This window comes from Actinoallomurus bryophytorum (assembly GCF_006716425.1).
Taxonomy (GTDB): Bacteria; Actinomycetota; Actinomycetes; order Streptosporangiales; family Streptosporangiaceae; genus Actinoallomurus; species Actinoallomurus bryophytorum.
On record NZ_VFOZ01000001.1, the window covers coordinates 7394924 to 7415297 of the forward strand.

Annotated in this window: 19 protein-coding genes; 11 read left to right on the top strand and 8 right to left on the bottom strand. The window is 71.3% G+C overall.

The window, feature by feature from the left end:
* Positions 1 to 4: 4 nt before the first annotated feature.
* The 7 genes from FB559_RS34265 to FB559_RS34295 form a co-directional block, all read right to left on the bottom strand.
* Positions 5 to 1795, bottom strand: a complete 1791-nt coding sequence (locus FB559_RS34265; protein ID WP_221640546.1) for a gamma-glutamyltransferase family protein — start codon at positions 1793 to 1795, stop codon at positions 5 to 7.
* Positions 1791 to 2786: an ABC transporter ATP-binding protein gene (locus FB559_RS34270; protein ID WP_141961070.1), complete on the bottom strand. Its 996-nt coding sequence runs from the start codon at positions 2784 to 2786 to the stop codon at positions 1791 to 1793. Before FB559_RS34270 ends, FB559_RS34265 begins: the two co-directional genes overlap by 5 nt.
* Positions 2783 to 3784, bottom strand: a complete 1002-nt coding sequence (locus FB559_RS34275; RefSeq protein ID WP_141961071.1) for an ABC transporter ATP-binding protein — start codon at positions 3782 to 3784, stop codon at positions 2783 to 2785. Before FB559_RS34275 ends, FB559_RS34270 begins: the two co-directional genes overlap by 4 nt.
* A gap of 64 nt (positions 3785 to 3848) precedes the next feature.
* Entirely contained in the window at positions 3849 to 4736 is an 888-nt protein-coding gene (locus FB559_RS34280) for an ABC transporter permease (protein WP_141961072.1), read from the bottom strand.
* Entirely contained in the window at positions 4729 to 5688 is a 960-nt protein-coding gene (locus FB559_RS34285; protein WP_141961073.1) for an ABC transporter permease, read from the bottom strand. Before FB559_RS34285 ends, FB559_RS34280 begins: the two co-directional genes overlap by 8 nt.
* Positions 5689 to 7299 (bottom strand): ABC transporter substrate-binding protein, encoded by a 1611-nt coding sequence (locus FB559_RS34290; RefSeq protein WP_141961074.1) that lies wholly within the window; start codon positions 7297 to 7299, stop codon positions 5689 to 5691.
* Between the two features lie 236 nt (positions 7300 to 7535).
* Positions 7536 to 8195, bottom strand: coding sequence for a GntR family transcriptional regulator (locus FB559_RS34295; RefSeq protein ID WP_141961075.1), 660 nt, complete (start codon positions 8193 to 8195; stop codon positions 7536 to 7538).
* A 234-nt stretch (positions 8196 to 8429) separates the two neighbouring features.
* On the opposite strand from FB559_RS34295, the gene FB559_RS34300 reads away from it, so the two are divergent.
* From FB559_RS34300 to FB559_RS34330, 7 genes are all read left to right on the top strand, one after another.
* Positions 8430 to 8894, top strand: a complete 465-nt coding sequence (locus FB559_RS34300) for an STAS domain-containing protein (protein WP_141961076.1) — start codon at positions 8430 to 8432, stop codon at positions 8892 to 8894.
* Between the two features lie 110 nt (positions 8895 to 9004).
* On the top strand, positions 9005 to 10090 hold the full coding sequence (locus FB559_RS34305; RefSeq protein WP_141961077.1) for a sensor histidine kinase: 1086 nt from the start codon (positions 9005 to 9007) through the stop codon (positions 10088 to 10090).
* Positions 10091 to 10203: 113 nt separating this feature from the next.
* Positions 10204 to 11313 carry a phenylalanine--tRNA ligase subunit alpha gene (gene pheS, locus FB559_RS34310; protein WP_141961078.1) on the top strand — a complete coding sequence of 370 codons (1110 nt, stop codon included), beginning with the start codon at positions 10204 to 10206 and terminating at the stop codon, positions 11311 to 11313.
* Complete coding sequence (pheT, locus tag FB559_RS34315) at positions 11314 to 13809, top strand: phenylalanine--tRNA ligase subunit beta (RefSeq protein ID WP_141961079.1); 2496 nt, start codon at positions 11314 to 11316, stop codon at positions 13807 to 13809.
* 71 nt (positions 13810 to 13880) lie between these two features.
* A complete protein-coding gene (locus FB559_RS34320; RefSeq protein WP_141961081.1) occupies positions 13881 to 15425 on the top strand; it encodes a serine/threonine-protein kinase in 1545 nt (514 codons plus the stop codon).
* A complete protein-coding gene (locus FB559_RS34325; RefSeq protein WP_141961082.1) occupies positions 15392 to 16936 on the top strand; it encodes a serine/threonine-protein kinase in 1545 nt (514 codons plus the stop codon). Before FB559_RS34320 ends, FB559_RS34325 begins: the two co-directional genes overlap by 34 nt.
* Positions 16937 to 17102: 166 nt before the next feature.
* Complete coding sequence (locus tag FB559_RS34330; protein WP_141961084.1) at positions 17103 to 17801, top strand: hypothetical protein; 699 nt, start codon at positions 17103 to 17105, stop codon at positions 17799 to 17801.
* 144 nt (positions 17802 to 17945) lie between these two features.
* On the opposite strand, the gene FB559_RS34335 is transcribed toward FB559_RS34330, so the two are convergent.
* Complete coding sequence (locus tag FB559_RS34335) at positions 17946 to 18266, bottom strand: hypothetical protein (RefSeq protein WP_141961086.1); 321 nt, start codon at positions 18264 to 18266, stop codon at positions 17946 to 17948.
* 106 nt (positions 18267 to 18372) lie between these two features.
* Between FB559_RS34335 and FB559_RS34340 the strand changes: the two genes are divergently transcribed.
* From FB559_RS34340 to FB559_RS34355, 4 genes are read left to right on the top strand one after another with little or no spacing between them, the layout of a single operon-like run.
* Positions 18373 to 18804 (top strand): SRPBCC domain-containing protein, encoded by a 432-nt coding sequence (locus tag FB559_RS34340; RefSeq protein WP_141961087.1) that lies wholly within the window; start codon positions 18373 to 18375, stop codon positions 18802 to 18804.
* Positions 18794 to 19123 carry an ArsR/SmtB family transcription factor gene (locus FB559_RS34345; protein WP_141961088.1) on the top strand — a complete coding sequence of 110 codons (330 nt, stop codon included), beginning with the start codon at positions 18794 to 18796 and terminating at the stop codon, positions 19121 to 19123. The genes FB559_RS34340 and FB559_RS34345 overlap by 11 nt, the downstream gene beginning before the upstream one ends.
* Before the next feature lie 34 nt (positions 19124 to 19157).
* Positions 19158 to 19634, top strand: coding sequence for an SRPBCC family protein (locus FB559_RS34350; protein ID WP_141961089.1), 477 nt, complete (start codon positions 19158 to 19160; stop codon positions 19632 to 19634).
* A 14-nt stretch (positions 19635 to 19648) separates the two neighbouring features.
* On the top strand, positions 19649 to 20326 hold the full coding sequence (locus tag FB559_RS34355) for a DUF899 family protein (RefSeq protein WP_246122306.1): 678 nt from the start codon (positions 19649 to 19651) through the stop codon (positions 20324 to 20326).
* Positions 20327 to 20374: the final 48 nt, after the last annotated feature.

A 20374-nucleotide genomic window follows, 5' to 3' on the forward strand; every position in this document is an offset into this window, starting at 1 on the left:
CGCGCTACCGCCCGACCGCGTAACCCTGGGCACCACGCGGGTTCGCCGCCGCGCGCAGGAAACCGGGGGCGGCGGAGTCGCGGCTCACCGCGCTGAGCCGGCCGAGGGACCACGGTCCCTGGACGTCCACGTCGTGGCCGCGCCGCCGCAGCTCCGCCACGACCGCCGGGTCGACCCGCTCCTCCACGACCATGCCGCCGGGCCGTGAGCCGCGCGGGTAGAAGGAGCTGGGGAAGTGCACCGAGTGGAACATCGGCGCGTCGACGGCCTCCTGGAGGTTCAGGCCACCGTGCACGACGGACAGGAGGAAGTTCAGGCTCCACTGGTCCTGCTGGTCACCGCCCGGCGTGCCGAACGCCATCCAGGGCCGGCCGTCGCGGAGCGCCAGTGAGGGGGACAGCGTCGTACGCGGCCTGCTGCCCGGCCGCAGCGAGGCGGGCAGGCCCGGCTCCAGCCAGAACATCTGCGCCCTGGTGCCCAGGCAGAAGCCGAGCTCGGGAACGACCGGCGAGCTCTGCAGCCAGCCGCCGCTCGGTGTCGCCGACACCAGGTTGCCGTGCCGGTCGGCGACGTCCAGATGACACGTGTCGCCGCTCACCCGCCCGTCCGCGCGTACGGTCGGCTCGCCCACGCCGTCGCCGATGGGCGCCGAGGCGCCCGGCGCGCTCGCGGGCAGCACCGGGCTTCGCCCGTCCGGACTGCCCGGCCGCAGGTCCAGGCTCGCCTCGGCGCCGATGAGCCCGCGCCGCGCGGTGGTGTAGTCCGCGCCGAGCAGGGCCTCCATCGGCACCTCGGTGTGCTCCGGGTCGCCGTACCAGGCCTCGCGGTCGGCGAAGGCGAGCTTGGCGGCCTCGGTGACGGTGTGGATGTAGTCGGCCGACAAGAATCCCGCGGCCTCCAGGTCGAACCCGGACAACAGCGCGAGCTGCTGCAGGAACACCGGGCCCTGTCCCCACGGCCCGGTCTTCAGCACCCGGGCGCCGTGGTAGTCGTAGCCGAGCGGCTCCTCGGTGGTCGCCGCCCAGCCGGCGAGGTCGTCCCCGGTCAGCAGCCCGCCGTGCTCGCGTCCTGAGGAGTCGCGCCAGGCCGTCTCCGCGCAGAACCTCGCGATCGCCTCGGCGACGAATCCGGAGTACCAGGCCGTACGGGCGGCGGCGATCCCCGCCTCGCGGCCGCCGGACGTCGAACGCGCCGCGTCCGCGATCCGCCGGTAGGTCGCCGCCAGTCCGGGGCTGCGCAGCCGTGACCCGGCGGCCGGTACCCGGCCCTCCGGCATCCAGACCGCGGCCGACGTCGGCCAGTCCTCGGTGAAGGTCCGCTCGACGGTGCCGATCGTCTCGGCGATCCGGCCGATGGCGGGGAAGCCGTTCTCGGCATAGGAGATGGCCGGTGCGAGGACGTCCTCCAGCGGCCAGGTGCCCCAGCGTTCGAGCATCAGCAGCCAGGCGCCGAACGCGCCGGGAACGGTCGCGGCCAGCAGCCCGGTGCCGGGGACGAGGTCCAGGCCCAGCCCGGTGTAGTGCTCGATGGTGGCCGACGCCGGGGCGGTGCCCTGGCCGCAGACCGCGGTCGCGCGTCCCTCTGTCTCGTTCCACACCAGGACGGGCAGGTCACCGCCCGGCCCGTTGAGGTGGGGCTCGACGACCTGGAGCACGAAGCCGGCGGTGACGGCCGCGTCGAACGCGTTACCGCCGCGTTCGAGCACACTCATCCCCGCGGCGGAGGCGAGCCAGTGGGTGCTCGCCACCATGCCGAAGTCGCCGGTCAGCTCAGGGCGGGTCGTGAACACGCTAATCCCTTTCCGTGATGTCAGGTATCTCGGACGATGTCACCAGGTGGCACGCGACGGGCCGGTCCGCCTCACGTACGCCGGTCAGCGCCGGCTCGACCGTACGGCAGGTGTCGACGGCCACCGGGCAGCGGGTGTGGAACCGGCAGCCGGCCGGTGGGTCGACCGGGCTGGGCACCTCACCGGTGAGGACGACGCGCTTCCGTGCGCGCTGCCGTACGGGGTCGGGCTCGGGGGCGGCCGAGAGCAGCGCCTGGGTGTACGGATGCTGCGGCTCGGCGAAGATCTTCTTCGTCGGCCCGGTCTCCACGATCTGCCCGAGGTACATGACCGCGATCCGGTCGGCGAGGAACTCCACCACCGACAGGTCATGGGTGATGAACAGGCACGAGAAGCCCATGTCGCGCTGCAGGTCGGCGACCAGGTTGAGCACCGACGCCTGGACGGACACGTCCAGCGCCGACACCGGCTCGTCGGCCACGACGAGCTTGGGCTCCAGGATCAGCGCGCGGGCGAGCCCGACGCGCTGGCGCTGCCCGCCGGACAGCTCGTGCGGGCGGCGGGTGCGCATCTCCGCGCCCAGGCCGACGCGTTCGAGCATCTCCCGTACGCGCTCGGTGACCTGGGCGCCCCGTGCGACCCCGTGCCGCCGGAGCGGCTCGGCCACGATCTGGCCGACGGTGAACCTCGGGTTGAGGGAGGAGTAGGGATCCTGGAAGACCATGTGCACGTCGCGGCGGAGCGGGCGCAGCTCGCGCCGGGACAGGTGGGTGATGTCGCGGTCGCCGAGGCGAACGGAGCCGGCGGTGGGCTCGGTCAGGCGCAGGACGCACTTGCCGATCGTCGACTTGCCGCTGCCCGACTCGCCGACCAGGCCGAGCACCTCGCCCGGCCCGATCGACAGGGACACCCCGTCGACCGCGCGCACGACCTGCCCGCGTCCCCTGACGTGGTAGTGCTTCACCAGGCCGTCGACCTCGAGAACCGTTTCCGTCATGAGTCCTCTCCCGAGGCCGGTGTCAGGGACAGGGGATGGAAGCACGCGGCCAGGTGCCCGGTGCCGTACGTGTCGAGCGCGGGACGTTCGGTCGTGCAGTCCGCCTCGGCACGCGGGCAGCGCGGATGGAACGCGCATTCGCGCGGATCGTCGTACGGCGGCGGCACCAGCCCCGGGATCTCCGAGAGCCGGCGCCGGCCGTCCTCGCCGGTGACCGCGGCCGAGGGAAGCGCCCGCATGAGCCCCGCCGTGTACGGATGGCGCGGCCGGGCGAACAGCTCCGTCACCGGGGCCTCCTCGACGGCGCGGCCGGCGTACATGACGACCGCGCGGTCGGCGATGTCGGCCACCACCCCGAGGTCGTGCGTGATCAGGATGATCGCGGTGCCGAGCCGGTCGCGCAGGTCGCGGAAGACGTCCAGCACGCCGGCCTGGATGGTCACGTCGAGCGCGGTCGTCGGCTCGTCCGCGATGAGCACCCGCGGCGAGCACGCCACCGCGATGGCGATCATCACCCGCTGGCGCATGCCGCCGGAGAGCTGGTGCGGGTACTCCTTGACCCGCCGGGCGGGCGCGGGGATGCCGACCAGCTCGAGCAGCTCGATGGCACGGGACCGCGCCGCCGCGCGGGACAGGTCCTCGTGCCTGCGCAGCACCTCGGCGATCTGGAAGCCGACCGTGAACGCGGGGTTCAGCGAGGTCATCGGCTCCTGGAAGACCACCGAGACGTCCTTGCCGCGGATCTCCCGCAGCTCACGCTCGGGCAGCTCGGTGAGCTCGCGCCCGTCGAGCCGGATCGAGCCGGACAGCCGCGTCGTGTCCGGCGGCAGCAGCCGGGGGATCGACATCGCGGTGACCGACTTGCCGCAGCCCGACTCGCCGCACAGCGCGAGGATCTCACCGCGTTCGAGCGTGAGTGAGATGTCGCGTACGGCCTGCACCTCACCGTCCTCGGTGTCGAAGCCGACCCGCAGACCACTGATCTCCAGAAGACTCATGAGCCCTCCTTCGTCGGAAGTGTGATCTGGGACGCTGTGTTTCCGGATCGCTCGCTCCGCTCGCTCATCGGCTGCTCCGTGGGTCGAGGACGTCGCGCAGGCCGTCGCCGAGCAGGTTGAACCCGAGCGTGGACAGCGCGATCATCACGCCGGGCCAGATCGCCAGCCACGGCGCCTGGTCGAGGAACTGCTGGGCGGCGGTGAGCACCACGCCCCACGACGGGGTCGGCGGCTGCACGCCGAGGCCCAGGAACGACAGCGTCGCCTCGCCGATGATCGCCGTCGGGATCCCCACGGTGGCCTGCACGATCAGCGTGCTGGTGGCACCCGGCAGGATGTAGCGGAACATGATCCGGCCATCGCCCGCGCCGTCGGCGACCGCCGCCGAGACGTAGTCCATCTCCCGCAGGGCGAGCACCTCACCGCGGGTGACCCGGATGATCCCCGGGAACAGAGAGACGCTGAGCGCGATGATGACGTTGCGCAGAGACGGGCCCAGGATCGCCGCCATGCCCACCGCGAAGATCAGGAACGGGAAGGCGAGCACGACGTCGACCAGGCGCATCACGATCGGGTCGAGGAACCTTCGGTAGTAGCCCGCCACGAGCCCGATCGGGACCCCGACCACCATCGCGAGCAGCACCGACAGCACGCCGGCCTCCAGCGAGACCCGCGCGCCGTAGGCGATACGGGCCAGCGCGTCGCGCCCGAGGTCGTCGGTGCCGAGCAGGTGGGCGCCCGAGGGCGGCGCCAGCGGTGCGGTGTAGTCCTGGGCCGCCGGGTCGGCGGTCAGGAAGGGCCCGACGATCGCCAGCAGCAGGAACCCGGCGACGAGCACCAGCCCCACCATCGCCGCGGGCCGCCTGCGGAACCTTCGCCAGCTCTGCCGCGCGCGCCCGGCGGGCACGGGCCCCCGCGCGACCGGCGCCACGGTGAGAGTCGGATCAGCCATTGGCCACCCCCGTGAGCCGGACCCGCGGGTTCAACAATGCGTACGCGATGTCCACCAGAAGGTTCACCGCGATGTAGCCCACGACCGTGACCAGCACCACCGCCTGGATGACGGGGTAGTTGCGGGTCGCCACGGCGTCGACGGTGAGCTTGCCGAACCCGGGGATGACGAAGATCTGCTCGGTCACCACGGCGCCACTGATCAGCGCGCCGAGCTGGAGGCCGAGGACGGTCACCACGGTCGTCAGGCTGTTGCGCAGGGCGTGCACGCCGACGACCGAACGCTCCGCCAGGCCCTTGGAGCGTGCGGTGCGGACGTAGTCGGCCGACAGCGAGTCGAGCATCGCCGAGCGGGTCTGCCGCATGAGCACCGCCGCGAAGCCGGTGCCGAGCACCAGCGCGGGCAGCAGCATGCGCTCGAGGTTCCCGCCCGGGTCACCGGTGAAGGGGACATAGCCGGACGCGGGCAGCCAGTGCAGCTTGACCGAGAACAACAGGATGCCGAGGATGCCGAGCCAGAAGTGCGGCACGGAGAGCCCCACCAGCCCGAACCCGGTGGCGACGTAGTCGGCGAGCTTGCCGCGCCGGGTCGCGGCGATGACGCCGGCCGTGACACCGACCCCGACGGCGACGATCATCGCCAGCAGGGACAGCTCGATCGTGACCGGGAGCCGCTCGCCGAGAATGTGGCCGACGGGTATCAGGTCCTGGGTGGACTTGCCGAAGTCGCCCTGGAGCGCCTTGCCGGCCCACCGCCCGTACTGCACGGGCAGTGGCTGGTCGAGTCCGTAGTCGTGGCGGATGGCGGCGATCGCCGACGGCGACGCTTCGTTTCCGGCGAGGACGACCGCCGGGTCGCCGGGCAGCGCCCTGACTCCGAGGAAGACCAGGACGCTGCCCAGGAACAGCACGATCGCCGCCGCGCCGAGCCGGCGCAGGATGAAAAGGGCCATCTACTTGGCTGCGAATCCGGCCGTACCGAGGCGCGGCAGGCCGTCGGCGTAGTAGCGGATGCCGGCGACGTTCTTGGCCATGCCCAGGTAGTACAGGTTGTGGTACAGGTAGATGTTCCCGCGCACCTCGGCGGCCCGCTGGGTGACCTTGGCGTAGAGCGTCGCGCGTTCGGCCTGGTCGGCGGTTGCGGCGGCCTGCTTCATCGGGTCGTCGATCCCCGGGTCCGAGACCCCGGCGTAGTTGTTCGCCCCACCGGTGTTGATCAGTCCGCTCAGGTCACCGTCGGGGTCGACGCGTCCGGACCAGCCGCTCACCATGACGTCGAACTTGCCGGCCGCGCCCTGCTCCAGCCCGGTCGCGAAATCGATCGGCTGCACGCTGACGTCGAAGCCGGTCTCCTTGGTCATCTGCTGGATGACCTGCCCGAGCCGCTCGTTTGTCGCGTCGTTCGGCACCTGGAGCTTGACCGGGATCGGAGTCTTCACCCCCGACTTGGCGACGAGCTGCTTGGCCTGGGCGACGTCGCGGGTCGAGCAGGTCCGGCTCTTGTCGCGGAACGGGCTGTCCAGGGGCAGCGGACTGCAGTCGGGCTGGTAGAGCCCGTTGTAGACGGTCTTGTTGATGGCGTTCCGGTCCAGGGACAGCTCGAACGCCTGGCGCAGCTCCGGGCTCTTGCCCAGCGGCGTGTTCACCGGCCCGGTCTTCTCCGTGGAGCCCTTGACGTTGCCGATGTTGATGTCGATGCCGTAGTTGCCCAGGCCGCCACCGGAGATGACGCGGAGGTTCGGGTCGGCCTGTACGCCGGCGACCGTCGTGGTGGCGAGCTCCTCGGCGGCCTGCACGTCACCCGACTTGAGGTTGGCGGCCCGGACGTTCGGGTCCACGATGATCTTGTAGACGATGCGGTCGAGCTTGACCTTCGACGCGTCGTAGTAGTCCGGGGCGCGGTCCACGACGATCTGGTTGCCCGAGGTGCGGCTCGAGAACTTGAAGGGCCCGACGCAGACGGGGTTCGCGCCGAAGTCGTCACCCTCGGCGTCCAGTGCCTTCGGCGACATGATCATCCCGGCGCGGTCGGCGAGCTGGGCGATCAGCGGCGTGAACGGCCGGGACAGGGTGAGCTTGACGGTGGAGGGATCCACCACGTCGACCTTCTGGACCGCCGCGAGGTCGGAGATGCGCGCCGACTTCTTGTACGTGCGGTGGCGGTCGAGGGACTTCTTCACCGCCGCCGCGTCGAAGGCGGTGCCGTCGTTGAACTTCACCCCGCTGCGCAGCTTGATCGTCACCGTCTTGCCGTCCTTCGAGACGTCGGGAAGGGCGGTGGCGAGCTGCGGCACCAGTTTGGAGTTCGCGTCGATGTCGTAGAGCTTCTCGCAGATGGAGGTGAAGACCTCACGGCCGAGCAGCGTCACCGAGGTGCTCGGGTCCAGGGCGTCCGGGTCCGCGGACAGCGCCATCGTGAGGGTGCCGCCGTTCTTCACCGCCCGGTTGTCGGCCGCAGCGCCCGAGACCGAGGGCTTCGCGGTGGCGCCGCCGCCGGAACAGGCGGCGGCGAGTATGAGGGGCAGCGCCGCGAGCGCGGCGACGAGTCTGCGAGGGAGGTGCATGGAGGTGTCGCTCCTTCTCCGATGGGGGTCGGGACGGGACAGGAGACGTAGTCGTGGAGGGGTCGGATGGCCGGTTTCGGTCCGCCCGATGCAGGTACGACTGCCTGGTTGACGGAAACGACCGTATACAAAATCCTGTTTCGGGCGTGTTTCGACACCCTAAAGCAGGTGTTCACCTCTCGGCCAGAGGCAAAGGGGGAGGTGTTCAAGCCCTCGGTCAGCGGCTGGAGGGGGGGTCAGCCCTCGGCCAGGGCCTTGAGGTAGGAGCGCCGCGCCGCCTCGACGTGGGCCACCGCGCGGGCCTCGGCCGCGGTCTCGTCGCCCTCGGCGATGGCCTCGTACAGGCTGAGGTGCTCGGTCCAGGAGTGCGGCGCGCGATGCCTGGCGGTCTGCTGGAAGACCCACTGGGCGCGCCGGAGCATCGGCCCCACGACGAGGCTCAGATAGGCGTTGCCGGCCGTCTCGGCCACGGCGGCGTGGAACGCGGTGTTCAGGTCGGCGACCTGGTCGAGCCGGCCCTCGTCGACGGCGACGCGCGCGGAGTCCAGGACGCCACGGAGCCGCGCGGCGGACGCGGGGGTCACCTTGCGGGCCGACAGCCGTGCGGTGAGGCTCTCCAGGGCCAGGCGCACGTCGAAGAGCTCCTCGGCCTCCTGCGAGGGCAGCCGCGCCACGGCGGCGCCACGCCTGGGCGTGACCTCGACGAATCCCTCGGCCGCCAGCACCCGGATGGCCTCGCGTACCGGGTTGCGGGACACCCCGAGCCGCTCGGCGAGCCGGTCCTCGACAAGGCGCTCACCAGGGGTGAGCTCGCCCGCGAGTATCAGACGGCGGAGTTCGGCCGTGACCACGTCGCGAAGAGGCTGGTGGGCCGAGCCCAGGGTGTTGTCGGTCATCGGCGACCAACCTTAGGTCAATCGGTGTGGTCCACGCTCGCCTGGGCCGCGTGAACCACCATGGACCTCTGAAATATGCCCTGAAGTGGCTGATTCGCACATTCAGGAAAAAGGGGACAGGATCGGTGGCATGCTCCATCGCAGGGAGGAGATTTGAACCAACCTGCGGTCGGATCCGTGCGTCCTATGAGTTGCCTATGGTGTCTATGGGTCATTCGATGAACGGGGCAAACCGTGAACACGAACGTGAGTGGCATTCCCACGCCGCGGCGCCGCAGGACGGCGGCGGCGTGCGAGGCGGCCACTGGTGGGACGCGAGCGACGCGCAGGGGCGTGAGCCGCTGTCCCGGCGGGATCCGGCGGGATCTGAGGGCCACCGTCACCCGGCGCGACGGCAGGACCGCCGTGGTCGAGGTCGCCGGTGAGATCGACGTGCACACCTCGGGGGAGCTGCGCACGGTCCTGATGGCCCTGGCGGACGAGGGCGGCGTGCACATCGTCGCCGACTTCACCGGAGTGCGCTTCTGTGACGCCGCCGGGCTCGGCGCCCTGGTCGCGGTGAACAACCGGACCCGGGGTAACGGCGGCTCGCTGAGCCTTACCGGCGTACGCCCGGCGCAGCGCCGCATCCTCCAGATCACACGCCTGGATCACCTTTTCCGCAGCGACGACAGCGTCGACGGTGCGATCGCGACATGACGCAGGCGAGGCGACACACGCCGTGGACCTGGCATTAACGCGCATGCGTGGCGGGATTTCACCCCCGCGCATTAGAGTCGTGCCGTTCGCGCAATCACGGACACTGGGAGGTGGAGGCGGTCGTGGGCAGACCGGACCCCCACCAGGGTGACCCCCCCGGGCTCTGCCCGGACACCCTGCCCGACGGGCTTCTCGTGGCCGACCCCGACAGGCGCGTCGTCGTGTTCAACCGCGCGGCGGCCCGGCTGACCGGGCTGGTCCAGGCCGACGTGCTGGGCCGGGACTTCGCCGACGTCCTGCCGCTGTACGACGCGGACGGGCGCGACTGGTGGAAGTGCCTCAACCCCTACGGCGGCCTGTCGACCCGCAGCCGGCATCCGGAGCGGCCGCTGCACCTGGCGGACGGCACCGAGCTGCTCGTCACGGCCTCCTACACCCGCGCCCAGGACGGCGGCGTCACCGCCTTCACCGTCGCCTTCCGCGACGCGATGCAGCGTGCCCGCCAGGAGCGCAACCGCGCCGACCTCGTGTCGACGGTCGCGCACGAGCTGAGGTCGCCGTTGACCAGCGTGAAGGGATTCACCGCGACGCTGCTCGCCAAGTGGCACCGGTTCAACGACGACCAGAAGCGCGTCATGCTCGAGACCGTCAACGCCGACGCGGACCGGGTGACCCGGCTCATCACCGAGCTCCTCGACGTCTCACGCATCGAGGCGGGACGGCTGGAGATGCGGCGCCAGGTGGTCGACGTGATCGAAGAGGTGCGCAAGGTGGTCAAGGGACGCGTGGTGGCCGGCGAGCCCGCCGCGCGGTTCGAGGTCGAGGTGCTGGGTGAGCTGCCGGAGATGTGGCTGGACCCCGACAAGGTCGACCAGATCCTCGGCAACCTCGTGGAGAACGCCGTCCGGCACGGTGCTGGTACTGTCACCATTGTGGTGGAGCCGGACTCACGCAAGCAGGGAGCCGTCGTGTCCGTGCGCGACGAGGGCGAGGGCATCCCGCCCGAATCCGTGCCCCGCGTCTTCCGGCAGTTCTGGCGGGGCCACGGCCAGCCGCGCGGCGGCACCGGCCTCGGTCTCTACATCGTGAAGGGCCTGGTCGAGGCGCACGGTGGTGCCATCACCGTACGGCGAGCACCCAGCGGCGGCGCCGAGTTCCGATTTAGCCTGCCCGCCGGGGCTCCAGACTTCGCCTGAGAGCAGCCGAGCGGGCTTCCTGACCGTTCCCCCCAGCCGTGGCCTACGCGGCCGGGGGAGTGGTGGTTTTTCCCAGATGACTCGATCGCCAGTTGCTGGAGTTGTTCGAACCCATGTCCGCACCCAATAAGTCCTATGACCCTGTCGAGGTCACCTCGCTGCATCCGGACGAGGTCGCCCGCATGCGCGCCGAGGCGCTCGCCGCGATCGAGGCCGCCTCGAGCCTGGACGAGCTGAAACAGACCCGCCTCGCGCACGCCGGCGACCGCTCGCCGCTCGCGCTGGCCAACCGCGAGATCGGCGCCCTGCCCCCGCACGCCAAGGCCGAGGCCGGCAAGCGCGTGGGCGGCGCCCGCCGTGACGTCTCCGAGGCGCTCAAGCGGCGCCAGGCCGAGCTGGAGGACGAACGCGACCAGCGCGTCCTCGTGGAGGAGGCCGTCGACGTCACCCTGCCCTGGGACCGCGTGCAGCGCGGCGCCCGGCACCCGGTGACCACGACCGCCGAGCGCATGACCGATGTCTTCGTCTCGATGGGCTTCGAGATCGTCGAGGGGCCCGAGGTCGAGGCGGAGTGGTTCAACTTCGACGCGCTGAACTTCCCGCCCGCGCACCCGGCGCGGGAGATGCAGGACACCTTCTTCGTGGAGTCGGAGGAGTCCGGGCTCGTCCTGCGCACCCACACCTCCCCGATGCAGGTCCGCGCGCTGCTCACCCGCGAGCTGCCGGTGTACGTCGTCTGCGCGGGCAAGACGTTCCGCACCGACGAGCTCGACGCGACGCACAGCCCGGTCTTCCACCAGATGGAGGGCCTGGTCGTGGACGAGGGCATCACGATGGCCGACCTGCGCGGCGCGATCGACGCGTTCGTCGTCGGCATGTTCGGTGAGGGACTGCGGACCCGCTTCCGCCCGTACTTCTTCCCGTTCACCGAGCCGTCCGGCGAGGTGGACATGGAGTGCTTCGTGTGCCGCGGCGCCTCGGCCGAGCCCGGCGGCGAGCCGTGCCGCACCTGCCGGTCCGAGGGCTGGATCGAGCTCGGCGGCTGCGGCATGGTCAACCCGCGGGTGCTCATCGCCTGCGGTGTCGACCCGGAGCGCTACAGCGGCTGGGCGTTCGGCCTGGGCGTGGAGCGCACGCTGATGTTCCGGCACGGCGTGGAGGACATGCACGACATGGTCGAGGGTGACGTTCGCTTCACCCGCGCCTTCGGAATGGAGATCTGAATGCGCGTCCCGATTTCCTGGCTGCGCGAGTACGCCGAGCTGCCGGCCGAGGCGACGACCCGCGAGGTCGCACGCCGGCTGATCGCCGCGGGCCTCGAGGTGGAGACCGTCGACGAGCTGGGCGCGGATCTGACCGGACCGCTCGTGGTGGGCCGGGTCCTGGCGGTCGAGGAGCTCACGGAGTTCAAGAAGCCGATCCGCTACTGCCAGGTCGACATCGGCAACCCCGACCCCCAGAACATCATCTGCGGCGCTGCCAACTTCGCCGAGGGCGACCTGGTCGCGGTCATCCTGCCGGGCGGCGTGCTGCCCGGCGGCTTCGAGATCAGCGCCCGCAAGACGTACGGCCACGTGTCGGAGGGCATGATCTGCTCCGAGCGCGAGCTCGGCATGGGCGACGGCCACGACGGCATCCTGGTGCTGCCCGAGTCCTCCGGTGCCGTACCCGGCCAGGACGCCGCCGAACTGCTGCAGCTGCGCGACGACGTGCTGGACATCGCCGTGACCCCGGACCGGGGCTACACCGCCTCGATCCGCGGCGTCGCGCGCGAGGCCGCCACCGCGTTCTCGGTGCCGTTCAAAGATCCGGCGGCGGAGCTGCCCCCCGAGGAGGCCGCGGACTCCTATCCGGCCTCCATCGCCGACCCGTCGGCATGCTCGCGCTACGTGCTGCGCGAGGTACGCGGCCTGGACCCGGCGGCGCCGAGCCCGCTCTGGCTGGTGCGGCGGCTGCAGAAGTGCGGCGTCCGCTCGATCTCGCTGGCCGTCGACATCACCAACTACCTCATGCTCGAGCTGGGCCAGCCCCTGCACGCCTGGGACCGCGGCAAGCTCCAGGGCCCGATCGTCGTACGCCGGGCCGAGAGCGGCGAGCGGATGGAGACCCTCGACCACGTCGTACGCGACCTGGACCCCGGGGACATCCTCATCACCGACGAGTCCGGCCCGGTCAACATCGCCGGCGTGATGGGCGGTCTGACCACCGAGATCGACGAGAAGTCCACCGAGATCGTCATCGAGGCGGCGCACTTCTCGCCCGAGGCGATCGGGCGTACGGCACGCCGGCACAAGCTGCACAGCGACTCCTCCTACCGGTTCGAGCGCGGCGTCGACCACGAGATCCAGCGGCAGGCCGCGGCGATCGCGGTGCGCATGCTCGCCGAGCTCGGTGGCGCCCAGGTCGTGCCGGGGGAGACGAACCTCCGTGCGCCGGTCGAGCCGGTCGTGATCACGATCGACGCCGACCATCCCGACCGGGTGGCGGGCATGTCCTACGGCCGCGACACGGTCGTGCGCCGCCTGCGCGAGGTCGGCTGTGAGGTGTCCGGGGAGGACGTGCTGACCGTGACGCCGCCGTCGTGGCGGCCGGACCTGCGCGACCCGAACGACCTCGCCGAGGAGGTCATCCGCCTCGAGGGGTATGAGAACATCCCGGCCCGCGCGCCGCGCTCGGTGGCCGGACGCGGTCTCACACCGGCCCAGCGTCTGCGACGGCGCGTGGGCCGGGCGCTCGCCGCGGCCGGCTACTCCGAGGTGCTCAGCTACCCGTTCGCCTCCGAGAGCGACGGCGACTCCCTGCAACTGCCCGCCGACGACGACCGGCGGCGGGCCCTGCGGCTGGCGAACCCGCTCACCGAGGACGAGCCGCTGCTGCGTACGACCCTGCTGCCGGGGCTGTTCCGCGCGCTGGCGCGCAACGTCGGACGCGGCTTCGGGGACGTGGCGCTGTTCGAGATGGGCCTGGTGTACCGGCCGAAGCCGGGCGCGGCCGTTGCGCCTCCGCCACGCCTCCCGGTCGACCGGGGTCCGACGGCGGACGAGCTCGCCGCGATCGAGGCCGCCCTTCCGGGCCAGCCGCTACGCGTCGGCGCGGTCCTGGCCGGCGAACACGACCTGACCGGCTGGTGGGGCGAGGGCCGCCCGGCCAACTGGGCGGACGCCATCGAGGCCGCCCGGATCATCGCGAGGGAGGCCGGCGTCGAGCTGGAGGTCAAGGCGGACCGGCACGCGCCGTGGCATCCGGGCCGCTGCGCCGTGCTCATGGCCGGCGACGTCCTGGTCGGCCACGCGGGAGAGCTGCACCCACGCGTGATCAAGGCGTACGACCTGCCGCCGCGGACCTGCGCGATGGAGCTCGACCTGACCCGCCTCGAACCGCTCGCCGCCGGCATGGTGCCCGCCCCGGACATCACCACCTTCCCGGTGGCCACGCAGGACGTGGCGCTGATCGTGCCGGAGACGGTGGCGGCGGCCGACGTGGAGGCCGCGCTGCGCGCCGGCGTGGACGGGCACGGAGCCGGTGAGCTCCTGGAGTCGATCCGGCTGTTCGACCTGTACACGGGCGAGCAGGCGGGCGAGGGCAACAAGTCGCTCGCCTACACGATGCGCTTCCGTGCCGCCGACCGCACCCTGACGGCGGAGGAGACGACCGGCGCACGCGACGCCGCGGTCGCCGAGGCCGCCGAGCGGGTCGGCGCGGTCCTGCGCGGCGGCTGACGTCCCCTCACCGCCGTGGCCGGGCTCCCGGCCACGGCGGGGTCTCCGGTGGCCTGAGATCTGGAGTACGCATGTCCGAACGGGTACTCGCCGGCCGCTACCACCTGGTCGGGCCCATCGGCCACGGCGGCATGGGCGTCGTGTGGCGGGCGAGGGACGAGACCCTGGGCCGTGACGTCGCGGTCAAGGAGTTGCTCCTCGCCGCCGGCCTGCCCGAGTCCGAGCGCACCGAGGCGTACCGGCGGGCGATCCGCGAGGCACGGGCCGCGGCGCTGCTCGACCACCCGGACATCGTCACCGTCCACGACGTGGTCACCGAGGACGACCGGCCGTGGATCGTGATGGAGCTGGTCTCCGGTGTCTCCCTCGACCGGGCGGCCCCGCTGCCGCCCCAGGCGGTGGCCGCGATCGGCCTGCGGATCCTGGGTGCGCTCCGTGCCGCGCACCGGCGCGGCATCCTGCACCGTGACGTCAAGCCGACCAACATCCTGCTGGCCGACGACGGACGGGTGGTCCTGACCGACTTCGGCATCGCCAGTCTGGAGGGCGACCCGTCGATCACCCGTACCGGTGCCTTCGTGGGCTCACCCGGGTTCGTCGCTCCCGAACGCCTGCGTGAGAGTCCCGCAGGACCCGCGTCCGACCTGTGGTCACTGGGAGCCACGCTGTACACCGCCGTCGAGGGCAGGCAGCCGTTCGAACGGGCCACCCCGATGGCGGCCCTCGGCGCGGTCCTCACCGACGAGGCGCCCCCTCCCGTACGCGCCGGGCCCCTCGCGCCCGTGCTGGGGCGGCTTCTCGTCAAGGACCCGGCCGCACGGATCTCCGCGGACGACGTGGAGCGTGCGCTCGGGCAGGTGGCCGCCGGGATGCCGTCCGGACTGCCGGGTCCTCGGCCGCCCGCCCCGCGGCGCGCGGGCCCGCCGCTCGCGGCGGCGGCCGCCGTGGTTCTCGTCGCGACGGTGGTGACCGTCGCGTTCCGCTCACAGGGGGCGGACCATCCGCGGCACCGATCCGTGACGACCGCCGTGAGCACGCCGCCCGCCCCGGCCACCCCGTCCGCGGGTGCCGGCCGTTATGTCAGCCCGTTCGACTTCTGCTCGCTGCTCTCCGCGCACCAGGTGGGCGAGCTGATCCCGGGTGCCGCAAGGTTTCCGGTCGATGACGCGCACTCCTGTGGCTGGGGCCGGGCCGCCCGGCACCAGGGTGTTCTGGTGTCGGCGGAGCCGGTCTATGACCCGGAGGCCGAACTGACGCGCGACGACCCATGGACGACCACGCCCGCCGAGGCGCGCCAGCAGTTCAAGGAACTCCTCGACGCCGACCGGAAGGGCGGCGTCAACATCGCCTGGGGCTGGGACGAGGTCGGCGTCCGGCGGACCGGCGCACACGAGAGCGACGCCCGTCACGTCTCCGGCACCGGTGACGAGGCCTACGTCAACGAGACCTTCCACGGCGACGTGATGGAGCGGGCCGAGGTGACCTTCCGCGACAGCAACCTGCTCCTGAGGCTCCTGTTCGTTTCTGCGGACGGCACCGGCGACGCCGCGCGAATCCGCGGGGACGCGCTGAAAGCCGCCCGATGGGTGTCGCAGGCCCTGCGGCGGCGGCCGTGACGCGGGTGCTGGGCGGGCGTTACCGGCTGGTGGAGCCGCTGGGCCGTGGCGGTATGGGCACCGTCTGGCGGGCCCTTGACGAGATGCTGGGGCGTGCGGTCGCGGTCAAGGAGCTGACGCTGCCGCGCGGGGTCGCTCCCGGCCACCGCGCCGCCCTGTGCGAACGCGCGGCACGCGAGGCACGGGTCTCGTCCCGCCTGAAGCACGGCTCGATCATCCGCGTGCACGACGTGATCACCGAGGACGACCGCCCCTGGATCGTGATGGAACTCCTGACGGGCCGCGCCCTTGACGAGGCGGGCCCCCTGTCCCCTCGGCGGGTCGCCGAGGTCGGCCTGGCCGTGCTGGAGGCGCTGGGCGTGGCGCACGCGCAGGGCGTGCTGCATCGCGACGTCAAGCCCGGCAACATCTTCCTGTGCGACGACGGACGTGTGATCCTCGCCGACTTCGGCATCGCCACGCTGGAGGGCGACGCGTCACTGACCGCCTCGGGCGGCCTGGTCGGGTCGCCCGGTTACATCGCGCCGGAGCGGCTACGCGGCGAACGCGGGGGGCCGCCGTCCGATCTGTGGTCGCTCGGGGCGGCTCTCTACACGGCGATCGAGGGGCGGCCACCGTTCGCCCGGCAGACCCCGATGGGCATGCTGAGCGCGGTGCTCACCGAGGAGCCCGGCCAACCCCTGCGGGCCGGGCCGCTGGGCCCGGTCCTGCTGGCCCTGCTCGCCCGCGACCCGGCCCGCCGGCCGCCCGCCGAGGTGGCCGCGCGATGGCTGCGGAGCGTGGCGGGCGGCGGAACACCGGTCATCCCTGCCCGTCCGCCGGATACGGAGGGCAGATCACGCGCCGCCGTGCCCACGGAGCCGGGAGGCCGCCGGGGCCATGACGGCCGGGGCCGCAGGACGGCGGTCATCGCCGCGGCGGCGGTGGCCTTGGCGGCCATGGTGCCGGCCGCGTTCCTGCTCCGTCACGGGAACGCCACGTCACCCACGGCGAAGCGCACGGCACCGCCCCCGGACCCCGTACGCGGCCGGTTCGCGTCCGCGCCGCCGCCCTGCTCACTGATCACCTCACCGGAGGCGACGAGGCTCGGCACCGCCCCCTCCCCGGCACCCCGTTCGCAGGGGTGCTCCTGGGACGACATGTCGGGCGGCTCCATCGACCTGCAGCTCGAGCTTTTCGCCCCCACCGGAGCGCTGAACGCCCCGAAGCTGGCCGAGTCGTACTACGCGGACAAGAAACGGCAGATCGGCATCGCGGCTCACGCCGAGGACAAGATTCACAGCGCCCAGTCCGGAGTGACCGACATCCCCGCGACGGGCGACGCGGCGTTCGTGTACGACGCGACGGACGGCGTCGACGCCGGCCTGTCCTCGACCGTGTGGCTGCGCTCCAGCAACCTCGTCGTCCAAGTCGTCTACGCCGACCACGTGGGAACCACCTCCGCCGCACAGGTACGCCGACACGCCATCGAAGCCGCACGTACCGTCGGCGGTCGCCTCGGCCACATGTGACCTGCCCCCGCCCACTGCTCAGTGCGGCAGACCGGAGGTGCCCGAGACCGGGAACCGTTCGAGGCTGACTTCGCTCTAACTCTGGGATCGTTACCAGCGCACGGTCAATCGCTTACCGCACGGCCGAAGCGGCAAGCCGCGCAACGATTTCTCGCCACTCAATCGCGTGTCCGAGGTGAATGTGGGTCTGGAAAGGGCAGGCGTCTCCGCTGCGCGGCGACTGGGCATCTTCCGCAAGATAGATGAATATCTGCGAGAACCCCTCGGATCCGAGCCGGTCGCGGCATCAGCCGATCTCGGCCGCTCCGGCTACAACTGGAAACCCTACGGCCGGCTGTCGTTGCAGAGCCAGAGCTTCGTGTGGGATCTGGAGGAGAACGGTGTGACGGACCTGGCATCGGGCGAGCTGGGTGTCACGCATCTGGGGGAACTCACGTCTTACTTCGGCGGGGAGGTCGGCGTCATCCAGGGCCCCGAAGGCGACCTGAAGCTCCTGAAGGGCGGAGCGGAGCGGGTTTGGATCCCGCAGGAGCTGGTGGACAAGGGATACAGATTCATCGTTCATACGCATCCGGTGAATCATGTCCCCGGTGAGCTCACGCAGGCGGAGAGGGCCGCGATGGTGCCAAGCGACATGGAGAGCGACCTGGAATTCCGCGCGGCATCGACCGAGACCCATGTGGAGGCGGTGGTCAACAAGTTCGGGGATGTGACGTACTTCGATCGCCTGGGGATCCTGCCGGCCCCCGCCGGCTGGGTGCCGGGCGGCCCGGTCGACCATGCCGGGCTCGTGGTGCCGGTGTCGGAACCAAGAGCGACGCTCAGTGAAGCGGCCCACGTACGTTACGCGCGGGAGGAGGGGTGATGAGCGCGCCCCACCCGAATGCGTCATCTATGGCCTGCTGGAAGCGCCACGCCGTCGAGCCCGCCGGCCTCGGCTACACCGTCCGCCGCTTCGAGGTGGAGAACCTCCTCGTTCTGCAGCCTCGGACGGCCGGGCGCTGGCTCATCATCGACCGGACGCATCCGGCACCCGCGGCACGGTCGGGATATCGTAGCGTCCGCGACCGCCCGTCGCCCGCACCTGCTCACGGCGCACCAGCCCCAGCAGACTCCGGCGTTCGACGAACTGCCGGCCACTGATTCGGTCACCGGCCGGCCGCTCGGCGATCTCCTGCGGCACCTGCGCCTCGACACTTACTATGCCGGGCTCGTGGACCGTGGAGCCGGCCTCCGGGTGGAGGGCTACGAGCCCAGCTCCGGCCGGCTGAACTACGCCGCCGAATATCCCCTTTTCCTCCACCCGGCGGCACTCGCCTGCTTCCGCCACGAGTTCGAGCGCGCCGGTGAGGCCGCGTTCGCGTCGCTGGGGATTGACGCAACTGATTGGTTGCCATAATGTAGCAACCAATCAGTTGCTACTCCTGGAGGCTTTCATGGCATTCCCCGATCGCATCGAGCGGGTCGTCGAGATCAAGCACCCGCCCGCCAAGGTGTGGACCGCGCTCACCTCCGCCGAGGGGCTGGGCACCTGGTTCGGCGACCAGGCGACGATCGACCTGCGCCCGGGCGGGGCGGCCCAGATGACGTGGACCGAGGGCCACCACGCCGAGATGCGGGTCGAGCGCGTGGAGGAGCCGGAGGTGTTCGGCTTCACCTGGCACATCTACGGCCTGCCCGACGACGATCCGCGCCGCACCTACGTCGAGTTCACGCTCGAGCCGGCCGGTGAGGGTACGCGGCTGACGGTGGTCGAATCCGGCTTCGCCCAGCTGCCGGAAGACGCCTTCCGCGTGGCGTTCGACGGCAACACTCGTGGCTGGGCGAGCGAGCTGGGCGAGCTGGTCGACTACCTCGATGCCGCCTGACATCGAGGCGATCGCCGAACAGGTCTTCGTCGCCCTGGCCGACCCGAGCCGACGCTCCATCCTGGCCGCGCTGGCGTCGGGCGGTCCCGCCACCGCCACGGACCTGGCCGGTCGCCTGCCGATCACGCGACAGGCGATCGCCAAACACCTGGCCCTGCTGGCCGAGGCCGGCCTGGTGACGGCCGAACCAGGAGAGCGGCGCCGGGTGCGGTACCGGCTCCGTTCCGCCCCGATGCAGGTGGCGCAGCAGTTCCTGGCCGCGCTGGCCCGCGACTGGGATGGCCCTCTCGACGCGCTGATGGACCACCTCGACCGTTGAGCGCAGCCATAGCACGTACGAAACCGGAGGAATCATGATCGACCAGAGTTTCACCAGCAGCTTCTCCGTGGAGAAGACTCCTAACGAGGCCTTCGACGCCATCACGAACGTTCGTGGATGGTGGTCGGAGGAGATCGACGGCGGCACCGCCGAGCTCGGCGACGAGTTCACGTACCGCTACGAGGACGAACACCGCTGCACGATGCGGCTGACAGAGGTCGTCCCCGGCCGGAAGGTCTCCTGGCTGGTGCTGGAGAACTACTTCGACCAGACCGAGGACACGACCGAATGGGCGGGCACCACGGTCGCCTTCGAGATCTCCGAGAAGGACGGCCGGACCGAGGTCCGCTTCACGCATCAGGGCCTGGTTCCCGAGTACGCGTGCTTCGACGCCTGTTCCAGCGCCTGGGGCTTTTTCGTCAACGGCAGCCTGCGGAGCCTGATCACCACGGGTGAGGGGCAGCCCAACCGCCGGCGCGTTCCCGCCGAAGAGGCGGCCCGAGGCCGATAGGAGGAGACATGGAGATGCCGGAGATCGTTACGGCGGAGGAGTGGCAGGAGGCTCGCGACGAGCTGCGCCTGGCCGAGAAGGAGGCCACCCGCGCGCTCGACGCGCTCGCCGCGCGCCGTCGTCGCCTCCCGATGGTCGCGTTCGACACCGGGTACGCGTTCGAGACGCCGGAGGGCACCAGGTCCCTGCTCGACCTGTTCGAGGATCGGGAGCAGCTGGTCGTGTACCAGTTCATGGACAACGGCCCGGACCACTACTGCCCAGGCTGCACGTGGTTCACGAACAACGTTCCCTCGACCGCGCCGGCCCTGCTGGCCGCGCAGGGGATCAGCTGGATGACCGTGTCGAACATGCCGCTCGCGCAGATCGAGAAGTACTGGGCGCGGATGGGCTGGACACTGCCGTTCGTGTCCTCGCGCGGCACGACGTTCGCCCGCGACAGCGGTGCCGGTGAGGGGTTCCAGCTCAGCGTGTTCCTGCGCGACGGCGCGAACGTCTACCGGACCTACGCCACCACCGGCCGCGGCATCGACCGGCTCGCCTTCGTCACCGGCGTCCTGGACCTGACGGTGTTCGGCCGGCAGGAGGACTGGGAGGACTCCCCGCCCGGCTGGCCCCAGCAGCCCACGGCCCGCTTCCCGAACACGATGCCGTTGCGCGGCGAGGCCCTGAGCTTCGGGCGATTCCGGTAGACCCCCGCGTCGTTCGCTCTCGAACCGGAAGGTGACGTCACCATGAAG